The 25,947-nt window shown below is 43.7% G+C and carries 27 protein-coding genes; 7 read left to right on the plus strand and 20 right to left on the minus strand.

Annotated features, from left to right (window positions below; genetic code table 11):
• Positions 1–214: 214 nt before the first annotated feature.
• From AC0T7J_RS20620 to AC0T7J_RS20630, 3 genes are read left to right on the plus strand one after another with little or no spacing between them, the layout of a single operon-like run.
• Complete coding sequence (locus AC0T7J_RS20620; protein ID WP_115388366.1) at positions 215–790, plus strand: hypothetical protein; 576 nt, start codon at positions 215–217, stop codon at positions 788–790.
• A complete protein-coding gene (locus AC0T7J_RS20625) occupies positions 772–1,242 on the plus strand; it encodes a hypothetical protein (RefSeq protein WP_115388365.1) in 471 nt (156 codons plus the stop codon). The genes AC0T7J_RS20620 and AC0T7J_RS20625 overlap by 19 nt, the downstream gene beginning before the upstream one ends.
• A complete protein-coding gene (locus AC0T7J_RS20630; protein ID WP_158150148.1) occupies positions 1,242–1,628 on the plus strand; it encodes an acyl-CoA thioesterase in 387 nt (128 codons plus the stop codon). The genes AC0T7J_RS20625 and AC0T7J_RS20630 overlap by 1 nt, the downstream gene beginning before the upstream one ends.
• A gap of 32 nt (positions 1,629–1,660) precedes the next feature.
• Here AC0T7J_RS20630 and AC0T7J_RS20635 read toward each other — a convergent pair whose 3' ends face one another.
• The 15 genes from AC0T7J_RS20635 to AC0T7J_RS20705 form a co-directional block, all read right to left on the minus strand.
• A complete protein-coding gene (locus AC0T7J_RS20635) occupies positions 1,661–3,433 on the minus strand; it encodes a TraI domain-containing protein (protein ID WP_473796567.1) in 1,773 nt (590 codons plus the stop codon).
• A 51-nt stretch (positions 3,434–3,484) separates the two neighbouring features.
• Positions 3,485–4,900, minus strand: coding sequence for a UvrD-helicase domain-containing protein (locus AC0T7J_RS20640; protein ID WP_279857023.1), 1,416 nt, complete (start codon positions 4,898–4,900; stop codon positions 3,485–3,487).
• Between the two features lie 152 nt (positions 4,901–5,052).
• Positions 5,053–5,730, minus strand: a complete 678-nt coding sequence (locus AC0T7J_RS20645) for a DNA methyltransferase family protein (protein WP_115388361.1) — start codon at positions 5,728–5,730, stop codon at positions 5,053–5,055.
• Positions 5,731–5,872: 142 nt separating this feature from the next.
• Entirely contained in the window at positions 5,873–6,823 is a 951-nt protein-coding gene (locus tag AC0T7J_RS20650) for a DUF1281 domain-containing protein (protein WP_115388360.1), read from the minus strand.
• Positions 6,824–6,924: 101 nt separating this feature from the next.
• Positions 6,925–7,911, minus strand: a complete 987-nt coding sequence (locus tag AC0T7J_RS20655; protein ID WP_473796571.1) for an ArdC family protein — start codon at positions 7,909–7,911, stop codon at positions 6,925–6,927.
• Positions 7,912–7,985: 74 nt separating this feature from the next.
• The gene (locus AC0T7J_RS20660; protein ID WP_473796574.1) at positions 7,986–8,582 is read right to left on the minus strand and encodes a hypothetical protein; all 597 of its coding nucleotides are present in this window, start codon (positions 8,580–8,582) and stop codon (positions 7,986–7,988) included.
• 69 nt (positions 8,583–8,651) lie between these two features.
• A complete protein-coding gene (locus AC0T7J_RS20665) occupies positions 8,652–9,263 on the minus strand; it encodes a hypothetical protein (protein WP_473796577.1) in 612 nt (203 codons plus the stop codon).
• 81 nt (positions 9,264–9,344) lie between these two features.
• Positions 9,345–9,776: a hypothetical protein gene (locus AC0T7J_RS20670; protein WP_279857021.1), complete on the minus strand. Its 432-nt coding sequence runs from the start codon at positions 9,774–9,776 to the stop codon at positions 9,345–9,347.
• Positions 9,777–10,021: 245 nt separating this feature from the next.
• A complete protein-coding gene (locus AC0T7J_RS20675) occupies positions 10,022–10,366 on the minus strand; it encodes a hypothetical protein (protein WP_473796579.1) in 345 nt (114 codons plus the stop codon).
• A gap of 13 nt (positions 10,367–10,379) precedes the next feature.
• Positions 10,380–10,721 carry a hypothetical protein gene (locus AC0T7J_RS20680; RefSeq protein WP_115388354.1) on the minus strand — a complete coding sequence of 114 codons (342 nt, stop codon included), beginning with the start codon at positions 10,719–10,721 and terminating at the stop codon, positions 10,380–10,382.
• Between the two features lie 94 nt (positions 10,722–10,815).
• Positions 10,816–11,163: a hypothetical protein gene (locus AC0T7J_RS20685; RefSeq protein WP_115388353.1), complete on the minus strand. Its 348-nt coding sequence runs from the start codon at positions 11,161–11,163 to the stop codon at positions 10,816–10,818.
• A gap of 78 nt (positions 11,164–11,241) precedes the next feature.
• A complete protein-coding gene (locus tag AC0T7J_RS20690) occupies positions 11,242–11,499 on the minus strand; it encodes a hypothetical protein (RefSeq protein WP_115388352.1) in 258 nt (85 codons plus the stop codon).
• A 314-nt stretch (positions 11,500–11,813) separates the two neighbouring features.
• Positions 11,814–12,707 (minus strand): integrase domain-containing protein, encoded by an 894-nt coding sequence (locus AC0T7J_RS20695; protein ID WP_313537704.1) that lies wholly within the window; start codon positions 12,705–12,707, stop codon positions 11,814–11,816.
• A gap of 899 nt (positions 12,708–13,606) precedes the next feature.
• On the minus strand, positions 13,607–14,782 hold the full coding sequence (locus tag AC0T7J_RS20700) for an FRG domain-containing protein (RefSeq protein WP_473796583.1): 1,176 nt from the start codon (positions 14,780–14,782) through the stop codon (positions 13,607–13,609).
• A gap of 1,161 nt (positions 14,783–15,943) precedes the next feature.
• Positions 15,944–16,630, minus strand: a complete 687-nt coding sequence (locus AC0T7J_RS20705; RefSeq protein WP_064691066.1) for a replication initiation protein — start codon at positions 16,628–16,630, stop codon at positions 15,944–15,946.
• Between the two features lie 504 nt (positions 16,631–17,134).
• Between AC0T7J_RS20705 and AC0T7J_RS20710 the strand changes: the two genes are divergently transcribed.
• The 3 genes from AC0T7J_RS20710 (at position 17,135) to umuC (ending at position 19,199) form a co-directional block, all read left to right on the plus strand.
• The gene (locus AC0T7J_RS20710; RefSeq protein ID WP_140034305.1) at positions 17,135–17,458 is read left to right on the plus strand and encodes a TrfB-related DNA-binding protein; all 324 of its coding nucleotides are present in this window, start codon (positions 17,135–17,137) and stop codon (positions 17,456–17,458) included.
• A gap of 14 nt (positions 17,459–17,472) precedes the next feature.
• A complete protein-coding gene (locus AC0T7J_RS20715) occupies positions 17,473–17,850 on the plus strand; it encodes a S24/S26 family peptidase (RefSeq protein WP_133846937.1) in 378 nt (125 codons plus the stop codon).
• An 89-nt stretch (positions 17,851–17,939) separates the two neighbouring features.
• Complete coding sequence (gene umuC / locus AC0T7J_RS20720; RefSeq protein WP_473796588.1) at positions 17,940–19,199, plus strand: translesion error-prone DNA polymerase V subunit UmuC; 1,260 nt, start codon at positions 17,940–17,942, stop codon at positions 19,197–19,199.
• A 403-nt stretch (positions 19,200–19,602) separates the two neighbouring features.
• Here umuC and AC0T7J_RS20725 read toward each other — a convergent pair whose 3' ends face one another.
• From AC0T7J_RS20725 to AC0T7J_RS20745, 5 genes are all read right to left on the minus strand, one after another.
• On the minus strand, positions 19,603–19,854 hold the full coding sequence (locus AC0T7J_RS20725) for a hypothetical protein (RefSeq protein ID WP_187508889.1): 252 nt from the start codon (positions 19,852–19,854) through the stop codon (positions 19,603–19,605).
• Positions 19,841–20,635 (minus strand): ParA family protein, encoded by a 795-nt coding sequence (locus tag AC0T7J_RS20730; protein WP_473796591.1) that lies wholly within the window; start codon positions 20,633–20,635, stop codon positions 19,841–19,843. Before AC0T7J_RS20730 ends, AC0T7J_RS20725 begins: the two co-directional genes overlap by 14 nt.
• 335 nt (positions 20,636–20,970) lie before the next feature.
• Positions 20,971–21,903, minus strand: a complete 933-nt coding sequence (locus AC0T7J_RS20735; protein ID WP_473796594.1) for a hypothetical protein — start codon at positions 21,901–21,903, stop codon at positions 20,971–20,973.
• 118 nt (positions 21,904–22,021) lie between these two features.
• Positions 22,022–22,987 (minus strand): bacteriophage abortive infection AbiH family protein, encoded by a 966-nt coding sequence (locus AC0T7J_RS20740; RefSeq protein ID WP_473796596.1) that lies wholly within the window; start codon positions 22,985–22,987, stop codon positions 22,022–22,024.
• 99 nt (positions 22,988–23,086) lie between these two features.
• The gene (locus tag AC0T7J_RS20745; RefSeq protein WP_473796599.1) at positions 23,087–24,049 is read right to left on the minus strand and encodes a hypothetical protein; all 963 of its coding nucleotides are present in this window, start codon (positions 24,047–24,049) and stop codon (positions 23,087–23,089) included.
• Between the two features lie 285 nt (positions 24,050–24,334).
• On the opposite strand from AC0T7J_RS20745, the gene AC0T7J_RS20750 reads away from it, so the two are divergent.
• A complete protein-coding gene (locus AC0T7J_RS20750) occupies positions 24,335–25,744 on the plus strand; it encodes an AbiJ-related protein (protein WP_473796602.1) in 1,410 nt (469 codons plus the stop codon).
• Positions 25,745–25,947 lie beyond the last annotated feature (203 nt).

Here is a 25,947-nt window from a genome sequence, read left to right on the forward strand (position 1 = left end):
CCATGTAAACCGCGCTAACCCTCGCTCAAACAGGTTTGTGTTAAGAAAGAGCAATATTATGATAATGTTAAACACTAAATAACTTTATAGTTTACATATTAACATTACTGATGAAAAAAACGCAATTATTTTGCGTTCGATTGTTTTTTATTTACCTTTAATGCTTATAAATTTCCTTTAAAATCATAAAATTAATTAGCCTCATGGTGTGTGCATGTTAGATACGATTGGGAAGCGGCTTAAATGCTGTAGAGCTGCAACCGGCACTTCTCCTCAAGAGTTGGTTGCCTATGTTCATGAAAAAAAACTGGACCTGTCTTACACTTCTTACACACGCTGGGAAGCCGGCAGTGCTTTTCCTGTCAAAAAAATCCAGGCACTCAATGTGATTGTTGAATTTTTCAACAAGCATGGGCTTCATGTTGAAACGGAATGGATCTTAACTGGCGAAGGATTTCCTCCTCAGTTTGCTGAATACACCACGCTAGACGAAGACACTCTTTTTATTCTTGCAAGCCGGCAGCTGGCTGATGTTGAGCTCATACAAATTGGCGGCGTCTATGGTGAGCCGTATGTAAATTTCGGAGAGTTCTGCATTGTATCTAATGAGATAAATATCGACCCTAATAATGGTAAGTTGTGTTACATCAGGCATGCTGATGGCATAAAGATAGGGGTTATCTTAGTTTTGGATGAAGATACAATTCAGATTCAAGGCAAAGAAATAATAAATGTAAAAAAAGAGAACGTAATAGAGTGTCGGAGAATAAAGTGGATTCAAAAGAAATAAAAATTAACTTCCATCGTTGTAGTAACGAGGTAATTAATTTTTTAGATAAATTTGAGCGAACCACATACGTATCTACCTTACTTGTAGAGAATAATCTGATCTGTGCTCATCAGAGCAATGGTTACGCAGATTGGGATAACAAGTTTTATTATGAAGGTAAATACAAAGACAGTCTTCTGATAAAAATAGGTATCGAATTAACCAAGATTCGGAAGGGTGATGTTAGCACAGTTATATGGGATGAAGCCCTTAAGATTGACAAAGATAACATTATCGACAAACAGCGTCGCGAGCATAATATTTATCATGGCATAAGCTTTATTTACGGCATTGAGGACAATGTAAGTATGGCCCTCAATGTCTGCACTGGAGAAGACACATCGCAAAAGGAGTTCGAAAATTTGATGCTCCCAATGCGATTTGCGCTTCTGAATTATTTTAAGGATTTATAATGTTTACTAAAGATTTTACCGTTGACGAAAAACATGTTGATTTTCAAGGTGTTGTTGACGGACTTTACTATCCATTCTATATGGAATGGACGCGCCATGCGTTTATGAAAGATGAGCTTGGTCTGGATCTGGAGCAGGAATTCACTGAAGGTAGAATTCACATGATTCTTGAGTACACGATGAAATTCAAGAAAAGCCTGCAAAAAGGTGATGAAATGCAGGTCACATGCTCCGTTGCGGAAAATGAAAAAAAGAACCGTATCAATTTCGTTCAGCAGATATTAGTAAATGGTTCAGTGTACGCAGAGGCTGTATTTGTAGCAACCTGCCTTGTTAAAGGGCGCCCGTCTGTCCCTGATGTCGTAAAAAACGCTCTCGCTAATTGATATTAAGGGAATCCGTTCGGATTCCCTATTAACTAAACATCTATAAATATATATTTTCCATCCCCACCGGTAAATCCCCCCCTCCCTAATATCTTTGAAGACTTCAACATATAACCGCTTTTTTTCTTAAATTTTCCCTGAAATTCAACCTCTTCATATATACGAGCCCTGAAAAAACGATTGTCATTTTTAGAATGTAAAATATTCATTTTCTCTATTGCTGATTGTACTTTCCTTTTATCTACTTCAAGAGAGTTAGAATTGATGAATTTGAATATGGTGTCAGGTAACGATACGAATAAGAATCCACTTACTGTATGCACTAAGCTTTCATTCTCATTAATACTCAGGTCTCCCCTTTCAATCCCCTCTGATAGCCATGAAATAAACTGGGGACCTAAATCATTAATGTCAGTTATATTATTTTTTGGTTCTTCAATGACTGCCATAAGATTTTCATCATTTAATTTTTCCTTAACACAAATTTCCAGTTCTTCCCCCTGGGTAACAGTATCTTCCAAGTCTAAATTATTGCTTTTTACTGTAGGATCAACGGCTAGGTATGCCTCCTTTACGAGAGATACTGGCTCTAGTTTTGACTCCTGCGAATTTTCCGAAAAAGCGGATGCGTGAATAGGCATTTCAGCATGGTGGTCTGTGTCTAATCCTTTGTCATCCTTGTCTTTATCAACAGCAAACATGCTAAGTAAAAGAGCGGTGTCGTCCTCCTGAACCTGAGCAGTGTCCTCCGACACCTTTTGCTCTGGCTCTGTATTTTCTATGCCTTGTTGCAGTTTATCTGGGACCAGATTTAGGTCAGTTCCAGAATGTGGTAAAGCTGATGAGAGCAAAGCGTCCAGATTATCTGCAAGTTCTGGATTAGCAGATAGATCCTCCCCTGAAGATGTCGAGCCGAGTTGGTGGCTCTTCGCAATGCTTTCATCAATTGCAGGTTCCAGACTCGCTCCTGAAGCTGTCAGACTTAGCGTATCTTCTAAGCCTAGAATCGGCGATGTCTCTTTAGTAGAAGGATGACTTTCTGCTGTCGTCAGTGTGTGGTTTAAAACACCTGGAGCATGCAGTTCAGGTGAGCCCACCAGTTCCCTTGCCTTTGCAATGATCTCCTCAATTAAAGGTATTCCACTTACCCCCTGATGCATCAGAAGAGTCATAGCCTTAAAAGCAGCAGGTTTGGAAGAAAGCCATAAAACTCCGTCTTGCGGCAAAAGTCGGGCGGCGATAAATGTTGCTAATGGCTGTCCACTGGCATTGCCGGCATCTTTAGCAATATTCCGGAACCTGAAAATACTGTCTGGTGCTTTAACCCCGGGAGGCCAGGAACTACCATCCAAAAGCTCGCCTTCGTAGTGAGCCAGTAATGGCAGATGATGGAATAAAGCCGCCCAAAAAATCACAGCATTCCATAAAGAATTTTGCGCAGCCTGCTCCTCAGGAGCAGCTCCGGGTGGAAACATATACCCCTTCGCTAATCTGACGCTGTAGGCTGTAAACTTGATCGTCAAATCAAGATATCCGCCTTCTGAGCTCCATTCTCCAGCTGAAGTGGCTGGGACATTCTGGGTGGTTTGCGCGAGCGTTCTGAGGGGTTCCAGATAAAGTCTTTCATACACATTTTCAGGAAGCGAAGTGTTATCCCAGAGCTGTTTTAAAAGCTTTTTTCTGTGTGGCAAAGCCAGCAGCTCAGCGCCTGTGGAAGGTGTAAAGTATCCTGAAGGAGATTTTTTTGCTGTACTGTCTTCAGCTGCATCCTTACCTGAAAATAAATTTTTCAGCTTGTTTAACATACTGAAATCCTGAGAAGTTGGTGTTGGTTTGTAAGAGCTATACAGAGAGATTTATGGCGTTTGTTTGACGACTTTCCTGACTATTTCATTGAGGATCAGCATTTTTCTGGCTCGTGTCGCTGCAACGTAGAGCAAGTTCAGCTCATCTCTTCTGTCTTCTGCGCTTATCAGCGGATTATTGATGTCATTAAAATCGTCGTTAAGAACGACCGTATCCCATTCAAGGCCCTTACTGCGATGAGCCGTGACTACTGTTAAATCCGCGTCGCTTTCGTTATGTGCTATCTGTCGCTTCAAAATCACGAGTTTCTGCGGAAGTGGAAAGTACATTTCCAGCAGCTTTATAGCCTGCCCCATATCTGCATCTTTTGTAGCTTTGGCTATCGCTTTGTACTCCTCAAAATCCCTGTAATCTTTGGTAAGCAGCGGCTTTTGCATTCGCTCAGGCATATCAACTGAGAACCAATATAAATCCTCCAGATCCTCGACCCGATATCCTTCGATACCGCCTATCCATAAGACCCTTTTTCCTGCAAGACTTGCCGTAAGCGCTGCCCCAATAACGGCGGCTATCGTTCTGCTTATCACACAGTGATGCTCTGCATTTGCCGGAAGCGTATCAGCAATACTGTCTTCACCACCGCAGCCAGTGACTTTCCGTTTTTCTCCTGCCTCTCTCAATAATGCATTTGCCACTTCTGCTACAGCCGGTCCGAACCTAAAGCTGTTTGTTAGCCAGAGCCGATCTGCGTCTGCCAGCTCAGTTGCATTAAGAGCATTTTCAGCCCCCCTGAAACGGTAAATCTGTTGATACTGGTCACCGACCAGAATGACGCTACATCTCTGATTAAGTACAAAATGACTGGTCACAGGATTTGCATCCTGAGCCTCATCAAAAAGGATGAGATCCCATTTCAAACTAAGATCTGGAGTTGAAAGCTGGAATAGTTTCAGATAGGTATCGTGTGTGACGGGAAAGCGGGAATCAGAGCAGCTCATTTCTCGCCATAAAACCTGTACGGCACCCAAAATTTTGCCAGCATCAAGGCCGCTACGATCGTTTTCATCAGGCAAATGAGCAAGACTCGGAGCTAAATCAGCACTGTAGAGGAAGTTATTTAGCGAAGTGAGGCATGCTTTTGCAAGAGGCCAGTATCGTGAGTTCAACAGCTTTGCAACGTCGGTTATGCGAAGAGACGTTGTAAGTCGATGCTGAAAGAAACGACCGAACTGGGACCAGGCAAGTTGATGCGACGTTTTGCATTCAACATTGAAAGGAAAACGGCGTTCAGCCTCATCCCGGATGGCACGATTATATGCCAGATACAGCATTCGCCGCTCTGGGTTCGCCCTTGCGAACGCTTCAAGCGTTGATGTTTTTCCGGTTCCGGCAAAAGCGCCCACAACAAGCTTGTTTCCCGTCCACGTAATGATTCTTTCCTGTTCGGGAGTCTGATTAAAAGACATAGCTCGGCAACCTCTGACAATTGGGTGTCACAAGGCTGCCGGTTTTGAGGGGGATAAACGACCATAAACTGAATGTTGAAATTGAATATTTTCTTCTTCAGCTTTTTTCCAGATACCAGACAATAAAAACGCCTCCGAGGAGGCGTTATGGTTCAGGCTGCGTTCTGATCATATTCGTTGAGGCGAACTGACCATCTGCCTGTGTAATGAGCGGGCGTATAAATTGTACGCCTGCGTTCAAGTGTCAGAGCATTACCGGTAATGACTTCAGCGGGTATGCCACACAAAGAAAGCTGGACGTAAGACATATCAGCGGCCAGCTGATCAACGTCAGTTACTGATACCCATAACTGTTCATGTGGAGAATATCCACGCTGAGCAAACTCTTCGGCAAAAGCAATCACCATGCATCCGGCACCGCTCGCCGGTTCCTGTAGAATGATGAAGTCCCGATCAGGAAAGCATTCGCTTATACCGTGAAGCTGCAGTGAAGCCATCATACGGGCAATATCCCAGGGCGTAAAAAACTGGCCCCGGTATTTTTCTCCCATATTCAGCTCCATGAAGACGCTACCCAGAAAATCACAACGTTCTGCTTCAAGCGCCATAACGACAAGCCCCATCAGCTTAGCCATGTTGCTGACATCCTCCTTTTCATAGCCAGCGATTATGCTGAGGTAGCGGTTTTCCAGCTCCTGATCAAACCTAACGCCATTGTGCAGGGCAATAGCGGAGCAGCTGACAAAGTCTTCAAATACCTTGTGGCGCTTATGGTAGGTCGCTGTAACCTGAAACAGCTTCAGAAACGCTTTTTTGTATTCAATCGTCATTCGTGTTCTCCAAAAAAAAGGGGAACACGCCCTGAGAGGAGTGTTCCCCTCAGGGTATTAGGGCCGCGATTAACGACCCGTGGGTTTATTTACCAGTCATTCACTTCAAAACCATCAACCTGCGGTGCGCCTGATTCAAATTTCATACCCTGACCTCCTGATATGAAGCGGCTAACGATGACTGCGCGCTGTCCACGGATTCAGGTTCATCCACATTATCTGGAACGACTGTCTCTACTTCCGCGGCCAGTTCGTCAATGGTGACTTCGCCACTGCTGACGTGTTGCCCCCGATCGTAGCAATCGAAACCTTCAAGTTCATGGGCGGGCTCGCTGTACCAGTGACGAACCTCGCAATCGAACATTGCCGATAGTGCGGCCACTGATTCACCAGACGGCGGAAACCAGGGTGAGTCGAAGGACAGCTTTATGCTGTTTATCCCTTCACGCTGAAAGCGGACGTTATGGCCGGCGGGCCATTCCATTCCGTACAGCCGACAGTAAAGACTGGTTGCAGTAGACATACCGGCCAACAATCCACCGCTTCCGTTTATCTCAGCCGCAAGCCGGCTGGGAATAATCTGCAGCAGATCGCAGGGCTGGGATCGTTCGGGAAACTGCCCAAGTTTTTCCCAGCACAACGCAAAGTCAATGTCTCGCGAAAGGGACGCTACACCAAACCAGTCGGCATACCGATCTTCCATAAGCCTGCCAATATGTCTGCGCGACAACTCTGGAATGCTTTCCCACTTTATGGCGCCAATACCCGACTGATGATAAACACGATTTATCAACCGGATATGATGACCGTCCAGGGGGACGTCTTTTTTCAGATACTCCAGCCACTGTTCATATGCCTGATTAGCCAGCGTATTCTGCCCGACCCCAAGTTTTATAAGCTCCGGGAAGGGTGAAAAAGATGCCGTTTTAACGGGGCGGAGCAGGCCGCTATAGCCAGCAAGGAAAATTTTTATGCTCTGCATAACGGCATGACGGTAAAGAGGCTCTGTTTCGCCTTTTATCCATTCCTCCGCAACGGCCAGAAGCGGAGATTTACCGGTAATTTCAAAATGATTTCTGCACCAGTCAGACATGGTTGATTTCCTCTCAGGTAAAAAAAGAGGGCATCATCCCGTGAGGAATAATGCCCTCACGGGATGGCAGCGCGCGAAGTGAGCGCTACCGGTTTGGTTAATTAAGCAGCCTGGGCCGCTTTTTCAGTTGACTGCAGTAAAAAATCTGACGCTTCTCTCGCGAGCCGGCAGGCACGAAAAAGGGCTTTTTTGTCCTCTTTAAGCGCCTTCAGCCAGGAGTCGATATAGCTTTCATGTTGGACCTCACCATAAACGCCAAGCTGGGCGCAGAGAAACGCGCTGCCCATTTCAGCTATCAGCTCCTCAAATGCATAAACCGGATCGCCAAACTTTCTGGATGATTTGGTTATGCCTTCGCGGTTGAGTCGTTTCTCATGGCCTGATGCATGCACCATCTCATGCAGCAGCGTGGACCAGTAATCGGCCTCGGTAAAAAATTGCTTCGCCTCCGGCATCACAATTCTGTCGGTGCCAGGGCTGTAGTAGGCGCGATCCTGTAAACGAATGCTGATAGCCACGCCTGCGGCATCGATCAGTTCCATTATTCGCTGTTCGGTCGGCCAGTGAAGCGCGCCCTGCTCATCTTCATCAGGAGAGGCATGCGGTATATCAACAGCAGATTCGGGTAACCCGTCACACTGATCGACGTTAAACAGGAAGTTGGGCTTTATCATCACCCGCGACTCCATCAGCGGATTACCTTCGGCGTCGAAACGCAGGTTTCCACTGAGGTCTTCAGCCTGTTTTTCAAAAGGCTTGAAGATAACGGCCTGCGCGCAGGTTTCACCCTTGCGAACCTGGCCGCCCATGTCCTGAGCCTGTTTGTACGTCACCCAGCGATCCGTTTTGTACCCCTTCTCTTCGGCCTCAAGCCAGAGAAGCAGAACGTTAACACCGCTGTAGGCGCGCCCCGTCGATGCATTGACCGGCAGCGGGCCTGCTGCGGCGTACTTCTGTGTCGTGCGCCACGGCTTTTTCCATGGCGCGACGCCTTTCTCAAGTGCCTGCACGATGCGATCCGTTACCTTCTGATAAAGATCGACGGTTTCTGTTTTCTTTGCGCGACGCGCTTTGACTGGTTTCTTCACGGGATACTCCTTCAGTAAAAAAAGGGCGTATCCCTCCCCTGATGGGCGAGAAATACGCCCGTCAGGGTAAGTTTTTAACGCACCGGAGAAATGATCTTTCCGTCGGCGGTTATGCTGTTTAGTCGCGACCGGAGTTGCCGCCTGGAATGATAAAAATCGTGGCGGTCATGCCGCTTACTGTCAGTAAACATTGCTTCTTCAAGCATTGAAGCTGCCGAACCGAACCACCGGGCCCGCTCTTCGTCGCAGCTGCAGTCACAAAAATCCGCAGTCCTCATCAGGTCCATCCGTTCACGGAACAGCCCGAGTTTATGCTGACTGAGCCAGCTGATGGTTTTACGCTTCAGCTGATAGGTTGAACGGACAGACAGAACAACCACCTTGTCTGCAGGCGTTATGGGACTGAAAAAGGTAGGGTCATCTACAGTGAGAGCGTACGTCTCAGAGATCTGACCAAAATTCAGTTCGACCTGCACGCCCGGGTCGGCACTCCCTCCGCTGTATTCAAGGGCATAAATGCGCTCTTTGCGGTAGAAAATCTGACCGGGTAATCCGTTCCTGAATTCCAGGAACAAACCTTCCTGCGAACAGATAACAAGCCTGACTGACATAGCCTGATGGTAGGTTTCATGAAACAGCTGCGCGAGCGCGTCACTGTTGAAAGTAAACATTGGATCACCTGCTGTAATAGCGGGATCTGTCTCCTTACGGAGAGCAAACCCCGGAAGGATAGGTATAGGTCAGTCGTTGTGCTGCTGAGCAAGCCAGAACTCAATGCCTGATATAGCTTCCCACTCTTCAGTGGTGACCTGCTTGCCGGGACCGGAGGTTTTTACCAGCAGCAGGTGTTCAATTGCGCTAGGTATAACAAACGATGCCGGTATTTTTTCAGGTGCTTTGGTGAACATATCCATATTCCATGCCAGCCATCGCTGCGCGAAAAGCCAGTTTTGTGGACAGGAACTGGTTATGTGATAGCTGTCCGGGCATAGGTTATGCAGAAGAACCAGCACGATGCGCACGAATAAATCCTGTTTGCATCGCTGGCTCTCCACTTTGCGGTACGGCCGAAAATTATCCGAAAGCGTCTGCCTGAGATAGAACGGATTGAGGCAGTAGCCTTCACCGTCCTTATGGTTGAACGTGACTGAACCCTCTTCGTCAAAAAGTTCTGACGCGCGGTTCATGTCAAAACCCAGCTGCTTATAAGGCCGGAGCTGAGCGGGAAGAAGCCAGAATGCTTCTTTAACTGCGTCGGTAAATCTGCACCACTGTTCATCATTTATGGACGCTCCCTGCTCAAACTGGTAGACGCCTGGAAGGACCAGATGCTCGGTTGGTGTATGTGTCATGGTGAATCTCCATTAAAAACGGGGATTTACCGCCCACAGGGAGGTAAATCCCTGTTGGGTTAAGTTAAATCGATTGCCGGATCAGCGTTTGCGTGTTTTCTGTTCTTCGAGTGTGAACTCAAGTTCTGAAACCAGTCCCCAGTCAGCCGTCGTAAACGGACGTTCACCTCCGGAAACGCTTCTGATAAGCAGTTCATCAGCTGCGCCGGTAATGAAACCTTCCATACTGAAAGACTGAGGAGCATCACTGCCATCAATCAGTTGGTGTCGTATTGCCCAGCGAACAGGAAGCGCCCAGCTGACGCCGCCGGCTGATGACGTTATCTCAAAGCAGCCAGAGCAATGGTGATACAGCATTAGCAGCGCAATCCGCGTGAAAAAGTCGATGGGCTGACCTTCCGTTTCAATACGCAAATCAGGGCTCATATCCCGGGTAAACATCACGCTTTTGGATATGTAATTCCCTTCGTCTTTTCCACCGAATTCAAAAGCATCGGGGTGAGTAAACATCATAGATGCACGTTCCAGACGTGTACCGTCAGTTGGCGAGCACGGGCGGAGATGTACCGGTAACAGCCAGAATGCTTCAGTGACTGCCAGGGTAAAACTGTGCCACTGGCTCGGGGATATCCATCCGCTCTGCTTCAGCGTATAGGTAACGTGTTGGGGCGGTACGGAGATTGGTGTCATGATAAATCCTCAAAAAAAGGGGATTTATCCCCCTGATGGGGAATAAATCCCCACAGGGTTAAGTCAGATTAGAAAGATTCTAATCGGCTAATTTCCAGATCGCCCAGGCCTTCAGAGTGTCCATTTAAGGAAATCCGTTCATGCAAAGAGCGGTCAAGCCTGATGCTCATGGCACGGATGGAGTTAACCAAGTCAGCACAGCCAGAACTGAGAAAACGATCCTGAACCATACCGAACTCAAGGTTGTATATGACGTTGATCTGAACGGCTATCGTGAACGGCAGCTCACCGTATAGGTGCACCTGCTCGTCAAGGTCGTCCAGACCAAATCGCTGATAGGCTAATGCCGTAAGCATGTCGCACTCGTATTTAGCTAACTGCAGCATATCTGCCAGGTTTGTTGAAATAGTCATATTCCACGTCCCTTTACTGATATGCATAACGCAGGTTTGCCATCTGATTCGCCAGCTTCAGTGCAAAACGGCGAGCCTGACGGTAAGAGCGGAATACCTCATCCGGCTTTTTCAAAGAACCAAACCGGTGATTACCGTAAAACGTGCCGGAACGAGTAAGTATGCCGGCCGTCCATTTTCCTGAAGGTAACTGATGAACCTGAACCTTGAAGCTGAGTGATCCAGTCCGGTTCGTTATCCACTCTTCTTTTCTTTTGCCGGCCGCAACGTGATCCCGCAGGGATAACGCTGCAGCGAAGGCTGCTGAAAAGATGCCTTTTATGGAAAGGGAGGTTGGTAATAAAAGGGTAATCATGGTGTTTCTCCTGTAAAAACGGGAAACACCTGCCCTGTCGGGAAAGATGTTTCCCGAGGGGATCCGCTGAGCGGATGGATGGTTAAGAAGGTAATCAGTTCTGACGTGTTAACACAGCAAGTGTAGCCAGTGCTGACGTTGCCATTTGCGCCGTTTTACGGGCCGCTCTGAACGTATGAAACTCACCGTGACGGCTGTGCACAAATGCTTCCGACGGCTGTCCGTCGATCACCTTACGGGCCATAACAATGGCGTGGTAGCGACGATCGTCAAACCAGACGTGGGAGCGGTATTCATGCAGACCGGAGGGTGAGGCAAGCCAGGGCGTTCTTCTGATAACAGCTTTGAGTCGGGGACAGTCTGAAACAACGCGAGTTGTGGCAGAACGGGCCAAATCAAACGGTTTGCTGAGCTCAGTAAGAAACGAACGGATAAGTGACATGATTTCTCCTGAAAACGGGAGAAACATGCGCCCGCTCGGGAATGTTTCCCCGAAGGACGTAAGGCCGAAGCCGGATAGTTAAGAAACTACATGTACCCCATTTATTTCCCGTGCGAGAGTTTGTATTGAGCACACCAAATCTGCACAGGCCGGGGCGAGAAAATGTCCTATATCAATTCCGTACTCGAAGGTGAAAATAGCGATTTCACTATCGATATGCACTTCATGATTAGGATCATCTATGCCGAGTTTTTTATAAGCTAATGCAGTGAGCAATTCGCTCTCGAATTCAGCCAATCTCAGCATATCGGACAGAGTTGTTGATAGATTCATCATAGGTAAAGTTTCTCACGATAAATGGAGAAACATTAGCCCGATCGGGAATGTTTCCCCGAAGGACAAAGGCCGAAGCCGGATAGTTAAGAAACCTCGATCGTCACGCAGTAGGAGCGAAAACTGACGATATCTGCTTCCAGAGGTGAGCAGATGTACCACACTTTACGTGTACTTCCTTGCAGGCTTTGGAAGTGTTCGTTTGTAGCTACCCGAAGGCGGTCATCTCAAGCTACGAGACCATTGGTGGTTGTCCGAAGACAACGTGCGAAACAGTTTAATAATAACGTTTATTGTACTTATTGTTCAAGAAAATATTATTCATCATTGATCATTCGATTATATACGCGGGCAACATATGCACCCCGCCCGTCGCCATGCCCGAGATCCATTGAAACAAGCGCCTCAGCCTCCTTACGACTCATTCCATTTTCAACATGAAAATTAACAGCGTCGCGAGCATAAGCATATCGCAGGCTGTGCGGGGCATTAACGCCAGTCATACCATTTTCTCTTAGAACATTATGAAAACGGTCAAGCGACTGATGAAGAGTAGGTTTATTAATCAGCTTTCCATTATTTTCATTTGCATAAGAAATGGCTTGATTCAATAAGAGCATGACTTTCTCACGCTCAAATATTGTGACGTCCCGTGCCCGTCCACCTTTTGATCCAAAAACAACGCTTATTTTATTTTCACCGGTAGCTAAAGTTTGCTTCCAGGTTTTCAGGGATTTTGCTGCCTGGACAACTTCTTCTGCACGAAGACCTATATATCTTGCAAGCTGAATACCGATCGCCACTCCTTCATCTTTGAGCGAGACAGCAGCCACGATTTCGGCCAGTCTTTCATCAGTAATTGCAATTTTCTTCCCTTCCCTGCTCGCCCCTGAAATATTCAGAGCCTCGTTGCTTAACTTTTCATGCGAGGGATTAGCAAGGATATTTCTGCCTCCCTGTGAAAGCACAGACCGAATAGCAGCCATTTCATTCTGTAGCGTTCGGGAAGATATATTCTCTTCCTGTCGGCTTCTTATATAATTCTCGATATGCTTTGTTTTAACATGACTTACGTCCCGAATCTGAATATTAAGGGTTGCCAGTCGCTCCGAAAAGCGGCTGGCAATCTTAGAACGATCTGAAACAGTTTTAAAACTTCCTCCGCCCTGGCGTGCCAGCGTCACGAGTTGTTTACTTAATTTATTGGACATATCCACCTCTGCCAGAATCCAGAACATTCAGCACGCCTGTGCTGACCGTTCTGTAACTCTGTGCGCTTACATCTCTTCCCCGACGGCGTGGTTGCCTTTGCGCTTCCTGCGGCTCAACTGGTATCTGTGCATCGGGGCGGCGAAATGTTGAGTTCTTGCGAGGCTTCCCCAGGTCTCTGACCTGTTTGCGGCTTGCGCCGTGCTGACGTGAGTCAGTCTGCCTCCGTACATCAGTTTCCTGATGTCGCCATCGATACCGAGTCGATCATTCTCCTTCTAGTTAAACGCCCCTGACGTTTCGTTCGTCAGTGCCGCGTTGTGGTTGATAAATAGCCAGAGTTGTTCTGAAAACACGTACTACGTGCACGTCAGATTGTACCGGCCCGTTGAAAACCGCACTGTACGTGGGTTTGGACGTTATGCGCTGCGCGCGTCACTTTGTTCTCGTTTCACTCGAACCAAAGTGACGCCGCGCAGCTTCATGCTCCTAATGCGTCTTCCGCAAGCGCCCAAATGTTCCAAATGGGCTTATGCGTCATAGCAAAAGTCGGATGCAGCTCAGGCCGTACACCTGAAAAGCTTCATAACGGAAGTGTGCGAAGCAGCATAAGCTATGCCGTTCGTGAGATGCCTGGCGTATGTAAAAGCCGTGGCTGAGATGTGTATATAAACCTTCATCGTCTGCGACATAGATGCGCTGTTAAAGACGATATCCGCTTCCAAAGGTGAGCAGATTTACCACGCTTTTGCGTTCTCCCTTTCAGGCTGCGGGAGTGTTTTTTGTAGCTACCCGAAGGCGATCCTCTCAAGCTACCGGACCATTGGTGACCGCTTGCGCGGTTGTCGTACAGTGCAATATTGAAGCAGGCTTAGTTAAAAGTCAAAGCCTGCAATCCCTTTTAGTTGTCAAGACTGAGGTTGGATAGCATTCTTTTTTGCAATTGCTCAGTGTAGGAAGTTAGCTCTGGATAAATGAATTCTTTAGTAAATCCATAAGTCGCAAGCTCTTGACGAATAGTTGAAATACTTAATGTGGGAATACGTATTTTCAAAAAACCCTCAGAATTAACTTGATTAATAATATCATCTTCAATTCTATCAATCTCATTTACAACACACATCTTTTGCGCGTCATTTGCAGGATAAACATCGCCTTCTAATAGATTGCTAAACATTAACACTCCCTGCTGATTCTTTAACCTTTGGTTTAAGGATGCAGGAGTTACAATGGTATTAAAGGAATTGTAAAATTCAACAGAACTTAAGTTAGCTCGATAATTAAAATCTATACCCTGCATAAAAAGAAGGCATCGATTAATAAATATTTTATTGTCCTGAAAACTGGCCATAGACAAACCTAATAATGAGCTATGATCGTTTAGCTCTAAATGTTTGCCGATTGAGATTGATGATATTAAGTTGCGAACACTCCACTTCAATTCTTTTATAATCTCAATGTTTTTTTCAGATCCATGGTGTACTAAAAAATCATTATAATGATTGTTTATAAAGTCATAAATAAGTCTATAAGTTTTTAGATAAGCCTCAGATGTGGTTTTTATTCTTTCTAGTAAATTCCCGCTCGAGCACACATCTAATTTTTGACTTGCATTCCAAAGCATAAAAACTGCCGCATCTGAATCTAACGAATCATTTTTATCTTCGGTAGCAAAATACAATGCAACAAGAGGGCTTAATGTCCAATCAATTACTCTGGTTGCCAATCCATAATGTTGCGCATTAAACTGCAAATCCATGTCATTTAAAGAATATCCTTTTAAAATATTTACATCAGGATAATTTACGTACCCTTCTTTAAATCTATCAAAAAGCTCTTTTGCAAATTTTGCTTTTGACAAATCATGTTCTGTAACTTTTCCTGTTAACTTACTTAAATGTGGAAAAATACTTGGTGCTAATTTATTACTGGCAAACAACCTAGACAATGAAGAATTTATATTGTACTTGAATTTTCGCTGACCACGATAATAAGCTCTTTTAATAAGGGCAGGATCTTTAGGTGCAAAATGGTTAATAACATATAGGAAATCAGAAACAGTTTTTATTTCAGCCATTTAAAGCTCTTCCTTAAGATATTGAAAAAAGTTTAACTTTCCATAATGATAAATCGGTTAGTTAACTCAAATCTTTAGACTTTTTTAGCTTCCCAAATTGAACGTTAACCTTTAACGAGGCTTTGAGTCTGGGATAAAAGTTATGTAGCCGGCATCAAAGCTTGTGCAAAGCTAACTAATGTGGGAAAGAGCCCTACTTTCTTATCTCGTTAAGACCAAGGCTTAACGCGGTGGTCGGGGGGATATGGGAAACAGCCCTACTTACGGGCATGCCGTTACAGCAGCTGGCCGCCGACGCATGATATGGGAAACGGCCCTACTTCCGGGCGTGCCGGTACGGCAGCCGAGCTGACGGCACCAATTATGGGAAACGGCCCTACTTCCGGGCGTGCCGGTACGGCAGCCGAGCCGCCGGTTCAGTTATGGGAAACGGCCCTACTCCCGGGTATGCCGGTACGGCAGCCGAGCCGCCGGTGCAGTTATGGGAAACCGCCCTACTTCCGGGCGTGCCGGAACCGCAGCTGAGCCGACGGCATCCGTTATGGGAAACCGCCCTACTTCCAGGCGTGCCGGAACCGCAGCTGAGCCGACGGCATCCGTTATGGGAAACCACCCTACTTCCAGGCGCGCCGCAACGGCAGCTGAACCGCCGGCGGCAGTTATGGGAAACCGCCCTACTTCCGGGTGTGCCGGTACGGCCGCTGGGCAGCCGGCGCCAGTTATGGGAAACAGCCCTACTTCCGGGTGTGCCGGTACGGCCGCTGGGCAGCCGGCGCCAGTTATGGGAAACAGCCCTACTTCCGGGCATGTCGGAACGGCAGCTGGGCCGCCAGCGCAGGTTATGGGAAACAGCCCTACTTACGGGCATGTCGGAACGGCAACTGGGCCGCCGGCGCCGGTTATGGGAAACAGCCCTACTTCCGGGCATGTCGGAACGGCAACTGGGCCGCCGGCGCCGGTTATGGGAAACAGCCCTACTTCCGGGCATGTCGGAACGGCAGCTGAGCCGCCGGTGACGGTTATGGGAAACAGCCCTACTTACGGACGCTACGTGATGGCAGCTGGCACGGCGTTGCAAAATATGGGAAACAGCCCTAGTAAGGATCTAGGGCCGTAGTGAGGAAGGTACAGCTGAGGATCTGATAAAATAAATGAAATATCTTATTGTTTTGGATAGATATTAAAAATTAACTTCCCGTTAGAATCTGCTTGATAAGAGACTCGCAAAGGGGTTTTATCATTGATCTGTCTTAGAGCAGGTTCTAAAAATGTACGTTTGAGTTCTGCGAGATTAGATTTCTGAGACTCGGGCAGCATGAATCTTTCAGAAAGCCAATCATGCGAAGTGACCCAAATCTGAGAGCTTCTGAACTGGCAGAGGCTCTCATAAAGTCGCACAGTACGCGGGTTTTTGAGGCTTCCACAGTCCCTGAGTGAGTAGGTAGTGAACTGACTTCCCAGTACATACAAATAAGGCAAAACCTTATGGTTAAACTCTATTTCCCATAACCCTTTACTGGAACGTCCTCCTGCTTCTGTTAACCAAGGACGTGCGATCACATCGTGGCGGCCAGTCTTGGGATAGAAGATGATGGCAGAACGTGAGAGCTCGAACACACCTTCTTTAACGTCACGACTAGCCTGATTACGGCTTACATTGAAGATATCTTCGTAATCAGCAACAGCAACGGTAAATATTGGATTTGCAGACTCCTCTTCATCAGTGAAGTAAGTTTGCATAAGACATAGCCACAACACACGTTTTGCCTTCAAAGATAAATGATAAGCAGCTTCAGTCAGCTCATTAGATTGCTTAACATTTATCTTTTTTTTCAACACATTAGCCATAGCAATAATCTTTTATGGGTTAATTTATGTCCCCCACAATATCATTCAGTACACACAAGTCAACTAATTATTAATTTGTGTGTGATGTAGGGCTAATTCCCATAGCATGTAGGGCTGATTCCCATACGAAGAAGGGCTGATTCCCATATTAAGTAGGGCTGATTCCCACAATATGTAGGGCTAATTCCCAGAAACAAGGCGGTTTTTCTCAATAAAATCATTACTTTAAACCACTCTAAAAAGCTTTAAAAAGATATAAAATACTAATTAAAAAGCTATTAAAAATAGTGCTGTGGATAAGTGGATAAGTTAACCTCGGCATAGAAACCGGCTTCACTACGTTCACCCGGTCAACCCCTCTGCAGCGCAAAAACAAGTTTTGCACTGCCTCGCGGTTTTGATTCAAAACGAACGAATCTTCACAAGTACAGTGACTTTATACTTCTATTGACTATGACAAGCGCTACACTTAACCTTCTACAAAATGATGATTTTAGGTGACATATGGCGCAGAAAAAACAAATGACACAGCAGGAATGGGATCGATTAGTTCCAGCTATGGCAACTTATGCGCACATAACAACTGAGATCGGCTATGCAGTTTTAGTTGAAGGCGAAAGGCAGACAGATGTTGCCGTTCGCGTAGGTCGGACAAAGCAAAACGTAGCGAATGCAGTAAAACGCATATGGGAACTGTACCAACAGGTGACAACTGATGATGGAGAAAACCTTGAATTAGTCAGTGTTTGGTTGCCAAAACCAGAAGCGGATAAAGTAAGAACGATCGCGGCTAAATTTTCGATCAACGGTGATAAAGTTAAATCGTAGAAGATGGAGCACAAATGGCGTTTCAATCCCCTGCAGCTAACTTCACAGAACAGCGTCTTGATTTTACTAACCTGGTAAACCTCTCCTCACATTCCTCATACGTCTTCAAAAGCGCAAGCGATTACCCTGATATTGGTATACTGAAAGGGTCATTGCTGGCAGTAGATCGAGCAATCCCCTTTAAACATGATCAAATCGTCATTGCTAACGTTGGTGATGATCTTGTACTTCGCCGCTTACTACTCACTCCGATAGCAGCTCTCCAAGAACTGGATGGTCCTAAAACAATTACACCAATGCCGTCCAACCAAGATGTACCAGTCTGGGGTGTAATCGCATACGTCCTGACTGATATGGCTGGCTCAGGCTTTAATTTCAACGAAGAAGCCTAACTAATCCCCCGCCTACAAATTTCATCTTGTAAAACCCCCCCGCAGAACAAATACTGTATACATAAACAGTATTTTGATGAGATATTCCTATGTTTGCGCTTGCTGACGCTAATAATTTTTATGCCTCTTGCGAAAGGATCTTCCGCCCTGACTTGAAGGGGAAGCCAATTTGCGTTGTGTCTAACAACGACGGATGCGTGATAGCACGCTCAGCTGAAGCCAAAAAGTTGGGAATCCCTATGGGTGCCCCACTTTTTAAAAATGAGCGTTTTTTCCGCGAAAATGGCGTGATTGTTTTCTCAAGTAACTATGCCTTATACGGCGATATGAGCAATCGTATGATGTCGATTCTTGGGGATATGGCACCTGGTCAGGAAATTTATTCGATCGACGAAAGCTTTTTGGACTGCACCGGTATTGCCAGTTACATGCCTTTAGAGGAATTTGGTCTTCAAATGCGTAGCCGTGTTAAGAAAGAAACCGGATTAGTAATTGGCGTTGGTTTTGGGCCTACAAAAACCTTGGCTAAGCTGGCTAATCATGCGGCTAAGAGATGGAGTAAAACTAATGGCGTGGTTGATCTCTCATGCCCGGAACGTCAGCGCAAACTGATGGCGATAGTTGACATAGATGAAGTCTGGGGTGTTGGAGGGCGTATCAGAAAACGGCTGGAGGCCATGGGCATTAACAAGGTGCTGGATCTGGCTAATTGCAACACCACTATGATAAGAAAAAATTTTAACGTCGTTCTTGAGCGTACAGTTCGAGAATTGAATGGAGAGTCCTGTATAGCTCTTGAAGAGGCTCCCCCACCCAAACAACAGATCGTATGCTCCAGGTCATTTGGACAGCGCATAACTGGGCTGGAGGACATGCAGCATGCGGTTGTAACGTATGCCAGCCGAGCTGCAGAAAAAATTCGAGAGCAGGGTTCAAAATGTAGGCACATCAGTGTCTTTATAGCCACTGGCCGCTATGGCGATGAACCTCAGTATGCTAATACTTCATCCTTAACCTGTGAATATCCAACCAATGATACGCGTGACATCGTGGGTTTTGCTATCAGGGGCTTAGATAGCATATGGCGTGATGGTTATCGATATGCCAAAGCAGGCATCATGTTAGGTGATTTTTACCAATCCGGAATCGCACAGCTTGATATGTTTAGTGAAAACCAGCCTAAAGCCAATGCGGATGCCTTGATGGCAGCTCTGGATACAATCAATAAATCAGGGCTTGGGAAGGTTTGGTTTGCTGGGCAAGGAGTTGATAACCCATGGCAGATGAAAAGAGAAATGCTGTCGCCCAGATATACAACAAGCCTGAAGGAGTTGCCCATCGCTAAATAATACACCTATCTATATAAAAATAGAGCTTATCAAATTTATTTTAGTTACATCATTCTAATTAAATGTTTAATGTTTCAGGAGCTTTAACTTCAGGATTTGTATCGTATTTAATTCTATAATATATATACATATGCATACGCATTAATCTTCATGCAAGCATATGCATTTGTATATACATAAAAGAGCTCGATGAGATTGCCTGTACTTTGGTCAACGTGAGGAAGCTTGATTGATTAGTTTTGATGTATATACATTTGCATATGCACAAATCTGCATTTAAGTATATCCATTTGTATATACATAAGAGAGCTCGATGAGATTGACTGTACTTTAGTTAACGTGAGGAAGCTAAATCGATAAGGCGCAATGTATATTCATTTGTATATACATTGCGCCACTAAAATCAAGTGTTTTCAATGAGTAGCTGAGAAAGCTTTTCAATGAACTTATCGTCTTCAAGATAGCAAGCTGCCCGGAGAACTCGCGAACGAGTAATGTTTTTCTGAGGCAATTTCTCCTGAACTTTTTCAACCAGCATCGATAGGGCATCATCATCTAGGCCAGTAAGCCGAAGGTTCATTTGTTTGCCTGTCGTGATATTTCTTCGCTCAGTTACACGCGTTACACCTTTTGCTATGCGATCACTTCTTGCCACTCTCAGCCTCCTCAATTTGCTGCAGAAGCTCTTGAGTAAGCGCTTTATAGTCACGGTAAGGACGTTCGTTCTTAGCAAACATCATCACCGGTCGATGAACCTCTGTAGCTTGCTTAAAAAGCTCACTCTGACGGATTTCAGTTTTTGCAACTCTGTAACCAGCATCACTGATGTAGCCATCAATAGCTTTTTTCATTTTTGAGTGAGATTCGTTAACTTTTGTCTTTACAAGTGTATATACAAAATCTTCGTTACGTCTTACTTCTCGTACAACCTGGAATAGATCATCAATACCTTTCACAGCCCTGCGATCCATGTCTACTGGTACGACGATTTTATCCGTTATAAGAAGAGCATTTTCGATACTCAGGTCGATAGCTGGTCGAAGATCGATAAGTATAAAATCATAGGTTGTTTTAAGTCTGCCTAGTCCTTCGTCCAGAATATTCAAACGGTGACGGAAGCGTTCGGCGCTTCGGGCCTCGACAGCAAGGGTGATATCGGCAGGTATGACATCCAAGTTTTGGATAACATTTTCACCATCAAGAGCGTTATAAACCAGCTTGTTTGTATCAAACTTGGGGTCTTCAAAGAGATCGGTGATTGTATAATCTTCCTCACCCCGACCAACGTCATCACTAAGGTTACCCTGATGATCCAAGTCAACTAGCAAGGTCTTATAACCTGCAGCAGCTAGTGCGCAACCCACAGCAATACAGCTCGTTGTCTTAGCCACACCACCTTTACTATTTGCAAAAGAAATTATGTAGGGCTTTTTCATTTTGAACTCCATGTATATACAAAGGTATATGCATAGTACAGGTTGGGGGCTAACTGTCAATGTATATACATAAGTGTATACATTGACAATGCATATTTCTTATAACCCTATGAATTTTATAGCATAAAATTTAGTAGGACTTGGGCGGCGTTGTCCGAAATTATTGGCAAATTATGTAACTAGGGCTTGAAAAAAGCCCTGGTAGTTCTGCAGTGGCAAGCTTAGTCGCCTATGGGTCAAACGAATTTCGTCTACATTAGCAGCCAGTAGGGTGTCGCATGTGATTGGTTTAATGTAACCATATTCCATAGTTAACATTAATTTTTAGCTGACGGTTATTTAGGTTTCACATAATTGTATACAATGCAGTCTTTACTTGAGGCACCGTGCTTATATAGGTTTTTTGGCGAGGGCGGAGTGCCTAATATCCATTTGCGATTAAAAGTTTCTTTTCCTTCACTTTCCTTATAAACATCAAACATTATTGAGCTAATAATTTCTGGAGGGTAACCTGAGCATATAGCTCTTCTACTAATAACTTTCTTGTATCTTAATATATAGATATATTCCAGTGTAACTAGTAATATAAGGTGTATAAACAAATAAACCAAAGACCAAAATAAAAAGGCACTTGAACCAGGTGAATGAATTGCAAGTATGCAGCCAATAATTACTCCTAATGGAGCAAATAAGGAAGTTGTTAATAATGTCCTGTGGAAAATATTAGTGGTATTGTAGCTATATTTGTATGACAAATTACGTTTCTTATCTACACATGAAACCTCACTAGCGGAACGCCCCATTCTGAAACGAAAGTCATGCTTAACATAAGCTTTTGCAAAAATCATATGAGAAGGTTTTTTGATGACATCCATATAAAATTTTCTGAATCTTATCAATGTGATAGAATTATAAGCCTCGCTATTTAGCTTTTCTTCTAAGGTCTTATAAGTTATTGGTTTACCATGACCTTCATATTCATAGACGTAAGTACACTTACCTTGATGCTCACGCTTACATTTACACTTTTCTGATTCGGCGCGTGTGCTGTTTGTTTTTTCAGAAAATGGGTTCTCATCCATAATTAATGCAGCATGATTCCAAACGCTGTTACTACCTAATTTTACTGAAAAAGAAGTTGGCGAGAATTTACCCCCTTTATATAGGTTGTTGTTAAACAATATAATATCAAAGGGTCTTGCATCTTTAATAATATCGTCTACTATTAAAGCTCTTTCTATTATCTTTGCGTTTTCTTTTGTTGCCATGGTTACATTGCCTAATTTTTGATAGTTAAGGGTAAGCTTTGAAAAAAAACCAAGGATACTGGTTTTTATTTATAGTGGCTGTGTTAGGGTGAAGTTTTAGGGTTAAGCTAATTATTATTTAGAGGCTATTGATAGAGATAATATTTGGGTTTTTTACATCTATACGTTGCATGGCTAAACGGTGTTGCTCACGTTCATGTTCAAGATAAAATGTTGCGGTCCAAGTAGTATCAGGTTGTACCAGCTGATTTATGGCCACAAAATAAGGCATGTCAACCTCTGATAAGGAGTGTCCAATAATAATTATTTCCTTAACTCTACCAAGGTATGAAAAGAACTCTTTAGATGATGATATCACCTGTGCCGTGTTCTTAAAAGATTGTTTAAAGTATTGATTTATCGTGTTTTTTCCAGATTCGAATGCATAATCGTATTTATCTGCCATGTACTCTTCCCACTGCATCAGTTCCTCATCAGTTGCATTTTCTGGGGGTTTTTCAGGAGATTCAACAAAGTTCTCTGGATCAATCCCATGTCCGAGGATCAGCATATCCTCATGTAGGGATGCGTCTCCATGAAGATAAAGTATCTTGTTTTTTTCTATCGAGTAATAATATTCAAGAGTGTTGGTATAGTTAAAATTAATATAGATATCGTTATTGCTTAAATTTAATTTCTGTCCCGACTTAAGATCTTTGTACTTTACCTGACAGATGAAACATTTAAATTCATTTAAAAGACCATCTGTTATTTCTTCAAGCAATCCTTGCATTACGACAGAAAAAGTATGCCAATCCTTATCGCTAAAATCGGGGCTTGTTATTCGGGGTGCATATTCTTGAAACGAATCTAATATGGATTCAGTGTCAAACTCTGCTAGATTACTTTCAAAATCACTCCATAAAGCGTGTTTTGACTTGTCAAGTTCTCCACAATCTGTTGGTAAATCTGTGAAATGAAAACACTCGACTAAAGTATCGTATAATTTTCTATTATTTAGCTTTAAAAAGTATCCAAATGCATAATAGCTGGTATTAAGCCCATGGTATAAATCAAATCCATTTCCAGTTATGAATAATTTCATGATTCAACTTTCCTTTGATGAGGTTTGATGGTCATTGATTTTATTTGTTTATTTATCGTAACTCAAAAAAATTGATTATGATAATCATAGTTTAAATATTCAAAATTCATCTTCTTGCCAAAGGGATTCAGTATCTTCAATTTCACTTTCAACCCCCAACGCTTCTTGAAGGCTGGAATTAAGATTTCCGCCTATAGTTATAGCATGAATAAGTAGTTCATCTAGGTCATCTGATGTAATTATAACTGGGTTGCCTTCTTTATCTTTTCCTCCTCTATGTACTAAATGGTTACGCTTTAATGTAGCTATTTCAATCTCATCTACTGACCAATCTTTACGCCAGTTAATTCCAAAGGTTGCTTTAAACCTCTTCAATACGCGATCTGAACTATGCCAGCTTGAACTTACTAAATGTTCCTTAATTGATTTGAGTAGCTCCATTTTTACGTTTTCTAGAGATTCACCCTTGAATGGTAGTGCAGCTATCTCTTTACTCACTTTGAATTCTGACTTTCCTTTTTCAATATACTCAGATATATAAGAGTCATCTTTATCAATAGAGCTAATGAATAATTCAACGTAGAATGTTTCAAGCACTGTTATAACATTGATATAAAGTAGGCTAAGCAATTGATCTTTGCTTTCTCCTTTAAACTCCGCGTTTGCCAATGCTTTTATGCCTTCAATGTTTCCTACAAACTTAGTAAAGGGTGAATCTGAAGATATAACTGCATTATAAACATCATCTTCATACCAATCAGGATTGCTGGAATTTCCCGACCATTCAATGCCTTCGCTTAGAAGTTCATCAGCTAATTCTTGAATAATATCATCTCGGACATATCCCCCGAATTGCCCTTGTAGTTCTTCATCAGCATCATATGGCCCTCCAAAGATATATGCATATCCGCCTTCACGAGAGTTGTAAGGGCAAGCGTGCACCGGATCCTCATAGTTTTGAAAAAACCAGTTGCGCATTGCCATTAGTTGATTGTCTTTGCTTTTATATTTCAAAGAGTTAAGAGGGGTTTTCTTTCCGTTAATCAAAAGTTTTTCAGACATGATTTCTGTCTCCAAGTTTAATTTTTTTTTCTCATACTGTAATGTAGCACGGCATAAGCACTGTATGCAGTTGTACTCCAATCCACTGATAATTGGGTAGCACAAGTTGGCTCTAAGCTCCTATCATTCGCAGGCTTTACTCAGGCTGAAGAGTTCATACTTCTTAAAAAAGTCATACTGTAACAGTTGGGTTTGTGCATTTCGGATTGAGATCTATTGCTTTAGGGTAAATGAATCTCGAAAAGTTATGAGATGTTAATGCAGTCAATAGTATCCGGAGAAATAATGAATTCCGAACAAAACAAAATTAAAAAACTACAGGAAGAGATCGCATTAACAATAAAGTTACATGTTAAGGCTTATGATGTGCCAGAAGTTTGCATGAGATTTGGAATCCAAGATCGCATCAAAGATGGAGATGCAGACGAGGCGCATAGTAGTAAATCAAGTTACGTAAAGAAAAGGCTTATCAGTTTATCTAAGGCCGAGCTGATGGGTGTCGCCTCCTCGGTTCTGGAGGATTACGATAACAATGAACTTTCAGCTGCTATGCTAATGATTAATAGTCATAAGCCCGGTGATATTAGTGATATTACACGCCGAGATATTGTAAAAGCCCTTAATTATTTTCATCCTCTGTTTGGTGAGGTTGACATTTATGATTACCTTAATATTATTTCAAGCGAAAAGCTTTCTCTACCAACACCTAATTTTATTATATATTCTGATTTACAGAAGGATATATATCAACATTATATAAATAACGATGATTATACAAATGAAGCATTACTGATTCGTTGTGGAATACTTGTTTGTAGCCAAAGAAAATTTTTGTCTTTTTTGGAGGGGTTACTAGATCCGGTCCTCCGTCGTGGCGATGAGCAAAAAAAACTTGCGGCAGAGTTGAATAAGTTTCTTTCAAATGACGGTTATTATGCCGTAGTTAAAGATCAAAAATCTGGCTATCCTATTTATTCAATACAGAATAATATTGGTGGTGTGAAGGGCAATATTAAAAATCTTATCTTTGCCTCAACAGGTGCTAAGCCAGAGTTTGTGCTACTTGATGCGATAAACAACGACGTCTTAATCACCAAAAATGCAGATAAGTGTCTTGTATATGATGAAAATCTCCCCCCTGCGGGATTGAAATGGGAGGATATGGTGGTGTGGTGGCAAACAAGGGAACATATATTCGATCTAGTCGAGGCCAGAAAATCTATTGGTAATCGTCTTTTTGAATCAGTGAGAATGACTCGCTCTCCGGGTGAGATTCTAATTTTCAAAACCTATTTCAAGAGACTTCAAAAAAAATACGGTAAAAACCTACCCGCTTTGATACCTCAAGTCTATTTGCATTTAGATCCCTTAACTCATAACCAGCGGGAAAAATTGAAAGAACCAGTGATTCTTCAACGTCAGAGAATGGATTTTCTAATGTTATTAGGAGGGGGCGTTAGAATCGTAATCGAAGTTGATGGAAAACAACATTATTCAGAAAATGGAATCCCATCACCATCTCTCTATGCAGCAATGGTAATTGAAGATAGAAAGTTGAGGTTACAAGGCTATGAAGTTTTCCGATTTGGAGGGTTTGAGTTTTTTCCTTCACCTAATGGAATCTCGCCAGAGGACATGGTCACTGAATTTTTTGAGGCGATTTTTCTGAAGTACTCAATAACCCCTTCAGCATAATTTCTTTATAGAAGATTTCGGCGGCAAAGTGAACATTCGCTGCCCCAGTATATACCTGTCACTCTGCTGTGTGGACAAAATCGCACGATTCCTGCCGAAATCCATTTCCAACATAGAGGAAATATATGATAATTTCATATCAAAATGATATATGTTTTTGCACCGTTTCGTTTTGTTAGGTTTTGAATCTCGCAAATGATTAA

Source organism: Pantoea sp. E956-1 (genome assembly GCF_982223955.1).

Coding starts and splice junctions, on each gene's coding strand:
- AC0T7J_RS20620 (WP_115388366.1), top strand. CDS start 215: ATGTTAGATACGATTGGGAAGCGGCTTAAATGCTGTAGAGCTGCAACC.
- AC0T7J_RS20630 (WP_158150148.1), top strand. CDS start 1,242: ATGTTTACTAAAGATTTTACCGTTGACGAAAAACATGTTGATTTTCAA.
- AC0T7J_RS20635 (WP_473796567.1), bottom strand. CDS start 3,433: ATGTTAAACAAGCTGAAAAATTTATTTTCAGGTAAGGATGCAGCTGAA.
- AC0T7J_RS20640 (WP_279857023.1), bottom strand. CDS start 4,900: ATGTCTTTTAATCAGACTCCCGAACAGGAAAGAATCATTACGTGGACG.
- AC0T7J_RS20645 (WP_115388361.1), bottom strand. CDS start 5,730: ATGACGATTGAATACAAAAAAGCGTTTCTGAAGCTGTTTCAGGTTACA.
- AC0T7J_RS20650 (WP_115388360.1), bottom strand. CDS start 6,823: ATGTCTGACTGGTGCAGAAATCATTTTGAAATTACCGGTAAATCTCCG.
- AC0T7J_RS20660 (WP_473796574.1), bottom strand. CDS start 8,582: ATGTTTACTTTCAACAGTGACGCGCTCGCGCAGCTGTTTCATGAAACC.
- AC0T7J_RS20665 (WP_473796577.1), bottom strand. CDS start 9,263: ATGACACATACACCAACCGAGCATCTGGTCCTTCCAGGCGTCTACCAG.
- AC0T7J_RS20670 (WP_279857021.1), bottom strand. CDS start 9,776: ATGATGTTTACTCACCCCGATGCTTTTGAATTCGGTGGAAAAGACGAA.
- AC0T7J_RS20675 (WP_473796579.1), bottom strand. CDS start 10,366: ATGACTATTTCAACAAACCTGGCAGATATGCTGCAGTTAGCTAAATAC.
- AC0T7J_RS20680 (WP_115388354.1), bottom strand. CDS start 10,721: ATGATTACCCTTTTATTACCAACCTCCCTTTCCATAAAAGGCATCTTT.
- AC0T7J_RS20685 (WP_115388353.1), bottom strand. CDS start 11,163: ATGTCACTTATCCGTTCGTTTCTTACTGAGCTCAGCAAACCGTTTGAT.
- AC0T7J_RS20690 (WP_115388352.1), bottom strand. CDS start 11,499: ATGATGAATCTATCAACAACTCTGTCCGATATGCTGAGATTGGCTGAA.
- AC0T7J_RS20695 (WP_313537704.1), bottom strand. CDS start 12,707: ATGTCCAATAAATTAAGTAAACAACTCGTGACGCTGGCACGCCAGGGC.
- AC0T7J_RS20700 (WP_473796583.1), bottom strand. CDS start 14,782: ATGGCTGAAATAAAAACTGTTTCTGATTTCCTATATGTTATTAACCAT.
- AC0T7J_RS20705 (WP_064691066.1), bottom strand. CDS start 16,630: ATGGCTAATGTGTTGAAAAAAAAGATAAATGTTAAGCAATCTAATGAG.
- AC0T7J_RS20710 (WP_140034305.1), top strand. CDS start 17,135: ATGGCGCAGAAAAAACAAATGACACAGCAGGAATGGGATCGATTAGTT.
- AC0T7J_RS20715 (WP_133846937.1), top strand. CDS start 17,473: ATGGCGTTTCAATCCCCTGCAGCTAACTTCACAGAACAGCGTCTTGAT.
- umuC (WP_473796588.1), top strand. CDS start 17,940: ATGTTTGCGCTTGCTGACGCTAATAATTTTTATGCCTCTTGCGAAAGG.
- AC0T7J_RS20730 (WP_473796591.1), bottom strand. CDS start 20,635: ATGAAAAAGCCCTACATAATTTCTTTTGCAAATAGTAAAGGTGGTGTG.
- AC0T7J_RS20735 (WP_473796594.1), bottom strand. CDS start 21,903: ATGGCAACAAAAGAAAACGCAAAGATAATAGAAAGAGCTTTAATAGTA.
- AC0T7J_RS20740 (WP_473796596.1), bottom strand. CDS start 22,987: ATGAAATTATTCATAACTGGAAATGGATTTGATTTATACCATGGGCTT.
- AC0T7J_RS20745 (WP_473796599.1), bottom strand. CDS start 24,049: ATGTCTGAAAAACTTTTGATTAACGGAAAGAAAACCCCTCTTAACTCT.
- AC0T7J_RS20750 (WP_473796602.1), top strand. CDS start 24,335: ATGAATTCCGAACAAAACAAAATTAAAAAACTACAGGAAGAGATCGCA.